Raw genomic sequence first — 12002 nt, 5'->3', positions numbered from 1 at the left:
AAGTCGTCAAATAGAAAGAAGTATTGGAGGGTTGTTTGTTAACATTAAAACTGCGTGAAAAGCTGTTAACACCCATCACGCTTTACAGCGCAAAAAGGCTGGTGATTAAAAAATCACCAGCCATCAGCCTAATTACTTAAGCTGCGTTCTTGAAATTGAACTTATTTAAGTTCAACAGAAGCGCCTGCTTCTTCAAGAGATTTTTTCAGAGTTTCAGCTTCGTCTTTGCTTGCAGCTTCTTTGATAACTGCTGGAGCTGATTCTACCATGTCTTTAGCTTCTTTCAGGCCAAGACCGGTTGCGCCACGAACTGCTTTGATAACTGCAACTTTGTTTGCACCAACAGATGCCAGAACAACGTCGAATTCAGTTTTTTCTTCAGCAGCTTCAGCTGGGCCCGCAGCAACAGCAACAGCTGCAGCAGCAGAAACGCCGAATTTTTCTTCCATCATAGTAATCAGTTCAACAACGTCCATTACAGACATTTCTGCAACTGCATCAAGGATTTGGTCTTTAGTGATAGACATAACAAGTGTTCCTAAAATTCAGAAATAGTTTATACGTTAAAAAGCAACGAAGGAAAGGGCTTATGCAGCTTCTTTCTGATCGCGCAGAGCAGCCAGAGTACGAACCAATTTGCCGGCAGCGGCTTCTTTCATGGTTGCCATCAGGCGTGCGATTGCTTCATCGTAAGTTGGGAGAGTTGCCAGACGATCGATATCTTTCGCTAGGATTAACTCACCTTCAAAGGCCGCAGCTTTAATCTCAAATGCTGGATTCGCTTTCGCGAACTCTTTGAACAGACGAGCGCCAGCGCCCGGATGTTCGTTAGAGAAAGCAATTAAGGTTGGACCAACAAACGCGTCTTTCAGTACATCATAAGCTGTACCTTCAACAGCACGGCGAATCAGTGTGTTACGAACAACACGGATATAAACGCCAGCTTCGCGACCTGCTTTACGCAGTTCAGTCATTTTTGCTACAGTTACGCCGCGTGAATCAGCAACAACTGCAGAAAGCGCGCCTTTGGCTACTTCGCTGACTTCAGCAACAATCGCTTGTTTGTCTTGAAGATTTAGTGCCATTAGCTTCTTGCTCCTGGATTAACCGGGAAAACCCGGGACTCACATCACTCAAACACAACATTATGTAAGAGCGCTAAAACACGGTGAGCAGAATAGAAATCCAGAATTAAATTCTAGGTATCTCTGTCACCGTCTACGCAGGTAAATTAAGTAGCTACTAGTAACTAATAAACTACACCTGCGGTCTTGGACGGGGTCTGGAAAGGCCAGACTCCATACCGAAATTTGTGGTTTGTTGGGCGCATTTCTACACCCAACAAACTCGAGGCGTCAAATTTTATACAAATTTAACGCAAAGGTAAAGCCTAATTGCCGATTAGCAAATGCTAACGGAATTAAACTGCTGCTGACAGACCAGATTGGTCGATAGCAACACCTGCGCCCATAGTAGTGGACAGGCTGATTTTCTTGATGAAAACACCTTTAGCAGAAGCTGGTTTTGCTTTTTTCAGCGCGATCAGCAGTGCTTCTAAGTTTTCTTTCAGTTTGTCAGCGTCGAAATCAGCTTTACCGATAGTGGTATGGATGATTCCGTTTTTGTCGTTACGGTAACGAACCTGACCCGCTTTAGCGTTATTAACCGCTTCAGCAACGTTAGGAGTTACAGTACCAACTTTCGGGTTTGGCATCAGACCACGTGGGCCTAGAACTTGACCTAATTGGCCAACAACGCGCATTGCATCTGGAGAAGCAATAACAACGTCAAAGTTCATTTCACCAGCTTTGATTTTATCAGCCAGATCTTCCATACCAACCAGTTCAGCGCCAGCAGCTTTAGCAGCTTCAGCGTTTGCGCCTTGTGCGAACACAGCAACACGAACTGAACGGCCAGTACCGTGTGGCAGTACAGTTGCACCACGAACGTTCTGGTCAGATTTACGAGCATCGATACCAAGATTGATAGCTACGTCAACGCTTTCAACGAATTTAGCAGTCGCTAATTCTTTCAGCAGAGCAACGGCTTCATTGATGTCATACTGTTTAGTTACATCAACTTTCTCACGGATATTGCGCATGCGCTTAGTCAGTTTAGCCATTCTATTAGTCCTCCACTACCAGGCCCATGGAACGAGCAGTACCAGCGATTGAACGCATCATCGCGTCAACGTCAGCACCAGTCATATCCGCAGCTTTAGTTTCTGCGATTTCGCGAACCTGTGCAGAAGTCACTTTACCAACTTTGTCTTTGTTCGGCTTACCAGAACCAGACTTAACGCCAGCCGCTTTTTTCAGCAGAACTGCTGCCGGTGGAGTTTTAGTTACGAAAGTGAATGAACGGTCTGCATAAACAGTAATAACAACAGGAATTGGTAAACCTTTTTCCAGGCTGTCTGTTTTTGCGTTGAACGCTTTACAGAATTCCATGATGTTCACACCTTGCTGACCCAGTGCTGGACCAACCGGTGGACTTGGGTTTGCCATACCAGCTGCTACTTGCAGCTTAACGTAGGCTTGTACTTTCTTAGCCATGAATATTTCCTCAAATTGGGTAATAGCGCCTTAATGGATTAAGGCTCCCCGTTACATTAACGCCCCGCAAAATACCGTTTGCACAGTATGATGCCAAGCATAAAAAACAAAAGGCGCGAAATTGTATGAAAATTTCGCGCCTTTTGCAAGTCTGGTATTCGGATTAGTTAGGCTTTTTCTACCTGTCCGAAGTCTAACTCAACTGGAGTTGCACGACCAAAAATAGAAACAGAGACTTTTAAGCGGCTCTTTTCATAGTCGATTTCTTCAACAACACCGTTGAAGTCAGCGAATGGACCTTCGCTAACACGAACCATTTCACCTGGTTCAAATAGCGTTTTAGGACGTGGCTTATCACCAACTTGTTGTAAGCGATTCATAATCGCATCAACTTCTTTATCACTAATTGGTGCTGGACGATCTGAAGTCCCACCGATAAAGCCCATTACACGCGGAACACTGCGTACTAAGTGCCAAGAGTCATCATTCATGACCATTTGAACTAATACGTAACCTGGGAAGAATTTGCGCTCACTCTTACGGCGCTGGCCGCTACGGATCTCAACAACTTCTTCAGTTGGGACCATAACATCGCCAAACAACTCTTCCATATTATGTAATTTGATATGTTCACGCAGAGACTGTGCTACGCGACCTTCAAAACCAGAGAATGCCTGAATGACATACCAGCGTTTTTTAGGTAAATCTGACATTTAGAATAACCTCAGGCTTGTAATAAATGAAACTAAACGCACTAGGATACCATCTAATCCCCACAGGATTAGTGACATTACAGCCGTTACAGCAGCAACAATCAAAGTCGTTTGTAATGCTTCCTGGCGAGTAGGCCAAATGACTTTTTTCACCTCGATTCGAGCTTCGCGCGCAAACGCCAGAGTTGCTTTACCTTTTGTGGTCCACAAAGCAACAGCACCAGCAATAGCTACTACAGCCACAACTGCAAAAGCACGCAGTGCGAGATTATATTGACGGAAGTAATAGTTGCCCACGATAGCAACTAATAATAAGACACAGACAACAACCCATTTGAAGATGTCGGCACTGCGTCCACTTCCTTGAGCTTCGCTATTCGCACTCATAATTCAACCTGTTACCATGAAGTATGTATAAAGCTCGCTTGCCTTACCTATTCAGTATGGCAATCAGAGCACACCAATAGAATATGCCAGCATACCCAGTAAATTTAATGACCACCCTATTTCGAAAATAAATTTCTTTTCGTGGCAGCGGTAAAATATACCATAACTTCTGAGCAAAACCTTAATAAATCTCATATAACTGCATTGGGCTCTCAATACAGTCAGTAAATCGTTGTTTCAGAGCCTATCTCACCAATAATTATGAAAACGATTGATGAGATAGGTTCTTAGGTTTAAACGCTAACATTTTAAAAACTTGAGTATAAAAAGGGCATCAGTCGATGCCCTTTTTACTAAAGTGGTTCTTTCTTATTCAGAAAGAGCGGTATTATGCAATGATTCTTGCAACAACACCCGCACCTACAGTACGACCACCTTCACGGATTGCGAAACGTAAACCATCATCCATCGCGATTGGGTGAATCAGAGTCACGATCATGTTGATGTTGTCGCCTGGCATTACCATCTCTACGCCTTCTGGCAGTTCGATAGTACCGGTTACGTCAGTTGTACGGAAGTAGAACTGTGGACGGTAACCTTTGAAGAATGGAGTATGACGACCACCTTCATCTTTGCTCAGAATATAAACTTCTGATTCGAATTGAGTGTGTGGCTTGATTGAACCTGGTTTAGCCAGTACTTGACCACGTTGAATTTCTTCACGCTTAGTACCACGCAGCAGAACACCAACGTTCTCACCCGCACGACCTTCGTCCAGCAGTTTACGGAACATTTCAACGCCAGTACAAGTCGTTTTAGCCGTTGCTTGGATACCAACGATTTCAACTTCTTCACCAACTTTGATGATACCACGCTCAACACGGCCTGTTACTACTGTACCACGACCAGAGATTGAGAATACGTCTTCGATTGGCAGCAGGAATGGCTTGTCAATTGCACGCTCTGGTTCTGGGATGTAAGAATCCAGGTAGCCTGCTAATTCAACAATTTTTGCTTCCCACTCTGGGTTGCCTTCCAGCGCTTTCAGTGCTGAACCACGAACAACTGGAGTGTCGTCGCCTGGGAAATCGTACTGAGACAGAAGTTCACGAACTTCCATTTCAACTAATTCTAACAGTTCTTCGTCGTCTACCATGTCACATTTGTTCAGGAAAACGATGATGTAAGGAACACCTACTTGGCGACCTAACAGGATGTGCTCACGAGTTTGTGGCATTGGGCCATCAGTCGCAGCAACAACCAGAATTGCACCGTCCATCTGCGCAGCACCAGTGATCATGTTTTTAACATAGTCGGCGTGTCCTGGGCAGTCTACGTGTGCGTAGTGGCGAGTTGGAGTATCGTATTCTACGTGAGAAGTAGAAATGGTGATACCACGCGCTTTTTCTTCTGGTGCGTTATCGATTTGGTCGAATGCACGAGCGTTACCGCCGTAAGTTTTAGCCAGAACAGTAGTGATTGCTGCTGTCAGGGTAGTTTTACCATGGTCAACGTGGCCGATTGTACCAACGTTAACGTGCGGTTTTGAACGTTCAAATTTTTCTTTAGACACGACTCTATTCCTTATGGAGTCCCCTCTTCACGATAAAGAAGGAACTTAAATTAAAGTAGTTAAATCGATAAAAATCGATTATCTAGCGTTACGAGCTTCGATTACAGCTTGTGCAACGTTGTTTGGCGCTTCATTGTACTTCAGGAACTCCATAGAGTATGAAGCACGACCTTGTGTCTGAGAACGCAGGTCAGTAGCATAACCGAACATTTCGGACAATGGTACTTGTGCACGAACAACTTTACCAGTAGGTAAGTCATCCATACCTTCAATCATACCACGACGACGGTTCAGGTCACCAATTACATCGCCCATGTAGTCTTCTGGAGTTTCCACTTCAACTTTCATGATTGGCTCAAGTAGAACTGGTTTCGCTTTTTTGAAGCCGTCTTTAAATGCCAGCGATGCTGCCAATTTAAACGCCAATTCAGAGGAGTCAACATCATGGTAAGAACCGAAATGCAGACGAACACCCATATTAACTACTGGATAACCAGCTAATGGACCAGACTTCAGCTGCTCTTGCAGACCTTTGTCAACCGCAGGAATGTATTCCGTAGGGATTACACCACCTTTGATTTCGTTGACAAATTCGTAGTCCATTGGCAGACCATCTTTGTCTTTCTTGTCCAGTGGGTACATATCGATAACGACATGACCGTACTGACCACGACCACCAGACTGTTTCGCGTGTTTACCTTCGATGTCAGTCACTTTAGTAGTGATTGCTTCGCGGTAAGCTACTTGTGGTTTACCAACGTTCGCTTCAACTTTGAATTCACGACGCATACGGTCAACCAGAACGTCCAAGTGCAATTCACCCATACCAGCGATGATAGTCTGATTAGTCTCTTCATCACTTGATACGCGGAATGATGGGTCTTCTTGAGCCAGACGGCCTAATGCGATACCCATTTTTTCTTGGTCAGCTTTAGTTTTTGGTTCGATTGCAACAGAGATTACTGGCTCTGGGAATTCCATACGCTCCAGGATGATTGGTGCATCAACTGCACATAAAGTATCACCTGTAGTTACGTCTTTCAGACCGATAGCAGCCGCGATGTCACCAGCGCGAACTTCTTTAATCTCTTCACGCTTGTTCGCGTGCATCTGAACGATACGACCAAAACGCTCTTTCTTCGCTTTAACAGCGTTCAGAACGGTATCACCTGAGTTAACAACACCGGAGTAAACACGGAAGAATGTCAGGTTACCAACGAATGGGTCAGTTGCAATTTTAAATGCTAAAGATGAGAACGGCTCTTCGTCACTTGCATGACGTTCAGCTGGAGTATCTTTACCATCGTCCAGAATACCGTTAATTGCTGGTACATCTGTAGGAGCTGGTAAGTAATCCACGACCGCATCCAGCATCGCCTGAACACCTTTGTTCTTAAATGCAGAACCACAGGTAACCAGGATAATTTCGCTAGCAAGAACACGTTGACGTAAAGCACTTTTGATTTCTGCTTCAGTCAGCTCTTCACCGCCCAGATATTTTTCCATCAGTTCTTCTGATGCTTCTGCTGCGGATTCGATCAGGTTGTTGTGCCACTCTTCTGCCAGCTCTTGCATGTCCGCAGGGATATCTTCGTATTCGAAGGTAACGCCTTGGTCTTCATCGTTCCATTTGATTGCTTTCATTTTCAGCAAGTCAACAACACCAGTGAACGACTCTTCTGCGCCAACTGGTAATTGCAGTGGAACTGCAGTAGCTGCTAAACGAGTTTTTAACTGCTCAACAACGCGTAAGAAGTTCGCACCCATACGGTCCATTTTGTTAACGAACGCGATACGTGGAACTTTATATTTGTTAGCCTGACGCCATACAGTTTCAGACTGTGGCTGAACACCACCAACTGCACAGTAAACCATTACCGCGCCATCAAGAACACGCATAGAACGTTCTACTTCGATTGTGAAGTCAACGTGTCCCGGGGTGTCGATGATGTTGATACGGTGTGGCTCATACTGTTTAGCCATACCAGACCAGAATGCAGTCGTCGCAGCAGAAGTGATAGTAATACCACGCTCTTGCTCCTGCTCCATCCAGTCCATAGTTGCAGAACCTTCGTGGGTTTCACCGATTTTATGGTTTACACCAGTATAGAACAGAATACGTTCAGAAGTTGTGGTTTTACCAGCGTCGATGTGTGCACTGATACCGATGTTACGGTAGCGTGCTATGGGCGTTTGACGGGCCATTTTTTCCTCTCTCGTGGGCGTTCAATTCTTTATATAAAGGGCAGCGAAAGCTACCCTGAGATACATCACTAAGATTGGTAAGAGATTACCAACGGTAGTGTGCGAACGCCTTGTTAGCTTCTGCCATACGGTGAACGTCTTCACGTTTCTTAACAGCTGAACCTTTGTTCTCAGCAGCGTCTGATAATTCGTTTGCCAGGCGAAGCGCCATAGATTTATCACCGCGTTTACGAGCAGCATCAACGATCCAACGCATTGCCAGGGCATTACGACGAACCGGGCGAACTTCAACTGGAACTTGGTAAGTTGAACCACCAACACGGCGGGATTTAACTTCCACAGTCGGACGCACGTTATCAAGTGCTAATTCGAATGCGTCAAGTTCAGTTTTACCAGAACGCTGAGCAAGGGTTTCAAGTGCGTTGTATACGATTGCTTCAGCAGTAGATTTTTTCCCGTCTACCATCAGGATATTTACAAATTTGGCCAGTAATTCTGATCCGAACTTAGGATCTGGAAGAATTTTACGTTGACCAATTACGCGACGACGTGGCATGGATATGACTCCGTTGTTAATTCAGGTTTGTCCAAAACTCTACGAGAGTATTTTGACATTAAGATTAAAAATGTTTGGCCTTACTTAACGGAAATCCATTAAGCCTTAGGTTTCTTCGCGCCGTATTTAGAACGAGCTTGCTTACGGTCTTTAACACCAGAACAGTCCAGTGCGCCGCGAACGGTGTGATAACGCACACCTGGCAAGTCTTTAACACGACCGCCACGGATCAGGATTACGGAGTGTTCCTGCAAGTTGTGGCCTTCACCACCGATGTAGGAAGATACTTCGAAACCGTTAGTTAAACGAACACGGCATACTTTACGTAATGCTGAGTTTGGTTTTTTAGGAGTGGTAGTATATACACGAGTACATACGCCACGTTTTTGCGGGCAAGCTTCCAGTGCTGGAACGTTGCTTTTCACAACTTTCGAGCTACGAGATTTGCGTACCAGCTGATTAATAGTTGCCATTATTAAAAAAGCTCCTGGTTTTTTTGCTTCGTAAACACGGATTTTGACCTCGTTCGCCAACATGACGATACACGAGGACGCGAAATTTTATTGCCGACTGGCTCAGGTGTCAAGAAATATACAACTTTTAGTGACTTTATAAGGCAAAATGTTGCTTATGAGCTTCAGTTAGCTTTACAAAACCTTGATATGAGACGATAGAAACGCCATCAGCTACCTGCTCTTGTAGCCCTCGGGCGTGAATATCTGCATCCAAGGCATAGATTTGAGCACCACTATTTTGTAATTCCGCAAGATATTTGGATTGTGAGACAGCGGCAATCACACCATCTTGGAAAAGCAATATAGCGTCTTCATTGGTGATTAAACGCAATAGCGCAGAAAAATCACATTTAAATGGAGAAGTGGCTAGGGTGTATAGCATAGGCAGGATCCTACTATAGATCAAAATCCGAACACAAGATCAAATTTTGAACAAATACTCAAAATTTCAGCACAACATCACAGGCAGATAACTGCTCTTGGATCTGCTGGGGTGTTAAAAATTCAGGTGTCACAATCCACTCATTTTGCTGGCTAAGGCCTCTTTCCTTTAATGACTCTGAACATAGGTAAATGTTTTCAATGTCATAGAGAGGTAAAATCTTGAACGTCGCAATATAGTCCCGAGCTAAAATCTCTTTAGGCTGCTGATGAGCGAGTAATTGGCATACCCCATCGGAAAGGAAGAATACGCTGATTTCCTCTGTCAGTGCTGAGGTCGCTAATAATGCATCCAGTCCTTCGCGTCCACTGGCACTACCATGTGGCATAGTCGTAAAAACAAAGGCTATTTTCTTCACAAGAGACCTTATCTTATAGAGTGACGTGATTCATGATGTTCAGGTTTAAAACTGGATTGTGCGGTCAGTGGTTAACATGGATTCAGCCAAACTTCCTAAACCGCTCATGGTAAAACTTTCAGATAAGTTATAAGCATGTAGCGATAGCACGTTAGCTTGTTCTTCATCTGTAATACCACGACGTAACCCTGCTGCAACGCAGATATTCATTTCACAACCCGACTCTTGTGCTAGCTGGCGCCATGCTTTGACTAGGTCAAATTCATCATTTGCAGGAGAAGTTAAAGCATTGCCATTAAGAACGCCATCTTGATAGAAAAATACCGTCTTCAATAGATGCCCCTCTTTCAGAAGGGCCTTGGCAAATTGATAGGCACTTACTGATTGTGAAGTGCCGTATGCGGGTCCTGTTACTAACAAACAATAGGTTAGCGGGGTTGTTTTACTCATTCACCACTCTTAAATTGGCGGATATATAAATAAACGGTGTGCTTTGAAATATTCAGGCGGTCAGCCACTTGGTTGATAGCATCTTTGATATCAAAGATCCCTTTTTCGTACAAGTTCAGAACCACTTGTTTATTTTTCGCATTGTTAGAAACATTACGGTCATTGCTAACTTCTTCGATAGTGTATTCTAATGTTTGTGCCACTAAGTCATCAACTGAAGACGCAAAGTTTACATCGGAAGTCACTTCTTGCTTTTCTTCCGGCACAAACGACTTAATGATTTCAGAGAATGGCACATCCAAGTTCATGTTGATACACAGTAAGCCGATAACACGTTGTTTACGGTTACGAATTGCAATAGTCACGGACTTCATTAAGTCGCCGCTTTTCGCTTTCGTAAAATACGCTTTAGAGACATTGGATTCCGCATCCGCCATGTCATGAAGCATTCTTAATGCCAAATCAGTGATAGGGGAGCCAATTTTACGCCCTGTATGCTGACCATTCGCTATTCTCACTGCTGAACATTTGAGGTCTTCTAAAGAGTGAAGAACAATTTCACAATGCTCACCAATTAGCATAGCGAGCCCGTCAACCGCAGCTTCATATGATTTTAAAATTTCGTGGTCAGTCTCAGTAAACGGCTGGTTATCAAGAATATTAATATCACTGAGGTCTTGGGATTGTAATGCATCAGACATTTCAACGTCATCCTTCTAAAGTGTATAAAATTCATCACGTTAACCAATGAGGCATTCATTATTCGACTCATTTGCCTTCATTTTGTCGTACATAGTCAACGGATGTGATGATTAAAAATAAAAACGAATCTATTGAAGTTAAAACTCCGAGACGTTGCCGTCAAGTGAATGAATGCAAGAGAGTACGTTTTATCACAAGTTTTAAAGAATATAAGATTTTTAAATGCAAATTTTTAATTAAGAATGACACAACTGGGCTTTTTTAGCATTGGATTGCGTAACTCAATGAAAAAAGCTCAGAACGAATCTGAGCTTTTTATTTTTAACGATGTGAAATCTTATTTTGCAGCGGGTTTGATGTCTAATAATTCAACATCAAAGATCAGCGTTGAGTTTGCAGGGATACCTGGAACGCCGTTTTCACCGTAAGCTAATTCTGGTGGGATAACTAATGTCATCTTGCCACCTTTCTTCAGGTTAGATAAACCTTCAGTCCAGCCTTTGATCACTGAGTTTAACGGGATAGTCAGTGGCTCGTTACGAGAATAAGAGCTATCGAATTCTGTGCCATCAACTAAAGAGCCTTTATAGTGAACAACAACGGTTTCGTCTTCTTTAGGTTTTGCGCCAGTACCTTCTTTTTCAATGTTGTACAGTAGGCCAGACTTAGTTTTCACTACGCCTTTTTCTTTTGCAAATTTCTCGCGATATTCGTCACCTTTCTTCACGTTAGCTACTGATTCAGCTTTGATTTTATCTTCAGCCGCTTTTTTCACTTGTCCTTCGAATTGACGTAATGTTTCTTCAACTTGTGCATCAGTCATTTTGCTTTTGCCGCTGAATGCATCTTGAACACCTGCCAGTAATTGGGCTTTGTCCAGATTAATACCGATCGATTTTTGTTCTTCTAAAGAATTTTGCATATAGCGACCTAAAGAGGCACCTAATGCGTATGCGTTACGCTCTTCTGCATTTTTGAAAGCGCTCGCTTGTGTTTTTGCTTCTTCTGCCATAACTTGTGGGGCAGTAAAAGCGAATGCTAATGTTGTTGCTAATAGACTTGCCTTAAACAGTGATTTCATCCTAATCTCCGATAGCTATTATTCGAGCCATACGGCTCATTTTTATTGATAGCTGTTCCTTATCTTAAAAAACAAGCTGTCAGTTAACACAAAAAATATAAGAATATCTTAGACCACATTAACAAAAAGAGGTTTCAACGCCTACACCTTTAAATAAAACTTATCTGTTGATTTGTAATGTTCGGTTATTATGATGTTTTTTTCATGATGAGAACCCATAAGGAGAGTCTAAAATGGATTCATCAGACAATTTTGAACAGCGTTTAGAACTTTTAGAAAGCAAAGTTGCTTTCCAAGAATTGGCCATTGAGCAGCTCAACCAAGTGATTACAGAACAACAAATGCAGCTGTCAAAAATGCAGGAACATTTACGTATTGTGGCCGAGAGATTAAAAGCGTCGCAATCATCTCACCTTGCTCGCCCTGAAGAAGAAACACCACCACCACATTACTGAAACTATCAAC

General features: G+C 43.3%; 16 protein-coding genes. 1 reads left to right on the top strand and 15 read right to left on the bottom strand.

The window, feature by feature from the left end:
* Positions 1-161: 161 nt before the first annotated feature.
* The 15 genes from rplL to fkpA all read right to left on the bottom strand — a co-directional run bounded on the left by rplL (position 162) and on the right by fkpA (position 11537).
* Positions 162-527 carry a 50S ribosomal protein L7/L12 gene (rplL, locus tag LDO51_RS07940; RefSeq protein WP_006657047.1) on the bottom strand — a complete coding sequence of 122 codons (366 nt, stop codon included), beginning with the start codon at positions 525-527 and terminating at the stop codon, positions 162-164.
* Positions 528-587: 60 nt separating this feature from the next.
* Positions 588-1085, bottom strand: coding sequence for a 50S ribosomal protein L10 (gene rplJ, locus LDO51_RS07935; protein ID WP_224059932.1), 498 nt, complete (start codon positions 1083-1085; stop codon positions 588-590).
* A gap of 335 nt (positions 1086-1420) precedes the next feature.
* On the bottom strand, positions 1421-2122 hold the full coding sequence (gene rplA, locus LDO51_RS07930; protein ID WP_006657045.1) for a 50S ribosomal protein L1: 702 nt from the start codon (positions 2120-2122) through the stop codon (positions 1421-1423).
* Between the two features lie 4 nt (positions 2123-2126).
* Complete coding sequence (gene rplK, locus LDO51_RS07925) at positions 2127-2555, bottom strand: 50S ribosomal protein L11 (protein ID WP_006657044.1); 429 nt, start codon at positions 2553-2555, stop codon at positions 2127-2129.
* A gap of 167 nt (positions 2556-2722) precedes the next feature.
* Entirely contained in the window at positions 2723-3268 is a 546-nt protein-coding gene (nusG, locus tag LDO51_RS07920) for a transcription termination/antitermination protein NusG (protein WP_006657043.1), read from the bottom strand.
* The gene (secE, locus tag LDO51_RS07915; RefSeq protein WP_225577013.1) at positions 3269-3655 is read right to left on the bottom strand and encodes a preprotein translocase subunit SecE; all 387 of its coding nucleotides are present in this window, start codon (positions 3653-3655) and stop codon (positions 3269-3271) included.
* A 388-nt stretch (positions 3656-4043) separates the two neighbouring features.
* Complete coding sequence (tuf, locus tag LDO51_RS07910) at positions 4044-5228, bottom strand: elongation factor Tu (RefSeq protein WP_096759607.1); 1185 nt, start codon at positions 5226-5228, stop codon at positions 4044-4046.
* Positions 5229-5306: 78 nt separating this feature from the next.
* On the bottom strand, positions 5307-7433 hold the full coding sequence (gene fusA, locus LDO51_RS07905; RefSeq protein ID WP_225577012.1) for an elongation factor G: 2127 nt from the start codon (positions 7431-7433) through the stop codon (positions 5307-5309).
* An 85-nt stretch (positions 7434-7518) separates the two neighbouring features.
* Positions 7519-7989 carry a 30S ribosomal protein S7 gene (gene rpsG / locus LDO51_RS07900; RefSeq protein WP_004262486.1) on the bottom strand — a complete coding sequence of 157 codons (471 nt, stop codon included), beginning with the start codon at positions 7987-7989 and terminating at the stop codon, positions 7519-7521.
* Positions 7990-8087: 98 nt separating this feature from the next.
* On the bottom strand, positions 8088-8462 hold the full coding sequence (gene rpsL / locus LDO51_RS07895; protein WP_004265905.1) for a 30S ribosomal protein S12: 375 nt from the start codon (positions 8460-8462) through the stop codon (positions 8088-8090).
* Positions 8463-8598: 136 nt separating this feature from the next.
* The gene (gene tusB / locus LDO51_RS07890) at positions 8599-8886 is read right to left on the bottom strand and encodes a sulfurtransferase complex subunit TusB (RefSeq protein WP_225577011.1); all 288 of its coding nucleotides are present in this window, start codon (positions 8884-8886) and stop codon (positions 8599-8601) included.
* Positions 8887-8944: 58 nt separating this feature from the next.
* Complete coding sequence (gene tusC, locus LDO51_RS07885; protein WP_263869900.1) at positions 8945-9274, bottom strand: sulfurtransferase complex subunit TusC; 330 nt, start codon at positions 9272-9274, stop codon at positions 8945-8947.
* A 75-nt stretch (positions 9275-9349) separates the two neighbouring features.
* Complete coding sequence (gene tusD, locus LDO51_RS07880) at positions 9350-9754, bottom strand: sulfurtransferase complex subunit TusD (RefSeq protein ID WP_225577009.1); 405 nt, start codon at positions 9752-9754, stop codon at positions 9350-9352.
* Positions 9751-10455 (bottom strand): helix-turn-helix transcriptional regulator, encoded by a 705-nt coding sequence (locus LDO51_RS07875; RefSeq protein ID WP_036948726.1) that lies wholly within the window; start codon positions 10453-10455, stop codon positions 9751-9753. The genes tusD and LDO51_RS07875 overlap by 4 nt, the downstream gene beginning before the upstream one ends.
* Before the next feature lie 338 nt (positions 10456-10793).
* A complete protein-coding gene (fkpA, locus tag LDO51_RS07870; protein WP_225577008.1) occupies positions 10794-11537 on the bottom strand; it encodes an FKBP-type peptidyl-prolyl cis-trans isomerase in 744 nt (247 codons plus the stop codon).
* Between the two features lie 233 nt (positions 11538-11770).
* Here fkpA and LDO51_RS07865 point away from each other — a divergent pair, with 233 nt between their 5' ends.
* Positions 11771-11992 (top strand): SlyX family protein, encoded by a 222-nt coding sequence (locus LDO51_RS07865; protein WP_154602335.1) that lies wholly within the window; start codon positions 11771-11773, stop codon positions 11990-11992.
* Positions 11993-12002 lie beyond the last annotated feature (10 nt).

The sequence above is a fragment of the Providencia alcalifaciens genome (assembly GCF_020271745.1).
Classification (GTDB): domain Bacteria; phylum Pseudomonadota; class Gammaproteobacteria; order Enterobacterales; family Enterobacteriaceae; genus Providencia; species Providencia alcalifaciens_B.
The sequence above is the reverse complement of the archived record's forward strand: the minus strand, read 5'-3'. Positions and strand labels throughout refer to the sequence as shown.

What these genes read in the sequence shown, in the direction of transcription:
- rplL (WP_006657047.1), bottom strand. Translation starts at nt 527, where the DNA reads ATGTCTATCACTAAAGACCAAATCCTTGATGCAGTTGCAGAAATGTCT.
- rplJ (WP_224059932.1), bottom strand. Translation starts at nt 1,085, where the DNA reads ATGGCACTAAATCTTCAAGACAAACAAGCGATTGTTGCTGAAGTCAGC.
- rplA (WP_006657045.1), bottom strand. Translation starts at nt 2,122, where the DNA reads ATGGCTAAACTGACTAAGCGCATGCGCAATATCCGTGAGAAAGTTGAT.
- rplK (WP_006657044.1), bottom strand. Translation starts at nt 2,555, where the DNA reads ATGGCTAAGAAAGTACAAGCCTACGTTAAGCTGCAAGTAGCAGCTGGT.
- nusG (WP_006657043.1), bottom strand. Translation starts at nt 3,268, where the DNA reads ATGTCAGATTTACCTAAAAAACGCTGGTATGTCATTCAGGCATTCTCT.
- secE (WP_225577013.1), bottom strand. Translation starts at nt 3,655, where the DNA reads ATGAGTGCGAATAGCGAAGCTCAAGGAAGTGGACGCAGTGCCGACATC.
- fusA (WP_225577012.1), bottom strand. Translation starts at nt 7,433, where the DNA reads ATGGCCCGTCAAACGCCCATAGCACGCTACCGTAACATCGGTATCAGT.
- rpsG (WP_004262486.1), bottom strand. Translation starts at nt 7,989, where the DNA reads ATGCCACGTCGTCGCGTAATTGGTCAACGTAAAATTCTTCCAGATCCT.
- rpsL (WP_004265905.1), bottom strand. Translation starts at nt 8,462, where the DNA reads ATGGCAACTATTAATCAGCTGGTACGCAAATCTCGTAGCTCGAAAGTT.
- tusB (WP_225577011.1), bottom strand. Translation starts at nt 8,886, where the DNA reads ATGCTATACACCCTAGCCACTTCTCCATTTAAATGTGATTTTTCTGCG.
- tusC (WP_263869900.1), bottom strand. Translation starts at nt 9,274, where the DNA reads ATGCCACATGGTAGTGCCAGTGGACGCGAAGGACTGGATGCATTATTA.
- tusD (WP_225577009.1), bottom strand. Translation starts at nt 9,754, where the DNA reads ATGAGTAAAACAACCCCGCTAACCTATTGTTTGTTAGTAACAGGACCC.
- LDO51_RS07875 (WP_036948726.1), bottom strand. Translation starts at nt 10,455, where the DNA reads ATGTCTGATGCATTACAATCCCAAGACCTCAGTGATATTAATATTCTT.
- fkpA (WP_225577008.1), bottom strand. Translation starts at nt 11,537, where the DNA reads ATGAAATCACTGTTTAAGGCAAGTCTATTAGCAACAACATTAGCATTC.
- LDO51_RS07865 (WP_154602335.1), top strand. Translation starts at nt 11,771, where the DNA reads ATGGATTCATCAGACAATTTTGAACAGCGTTTAGAACTTTTAGAAAGC.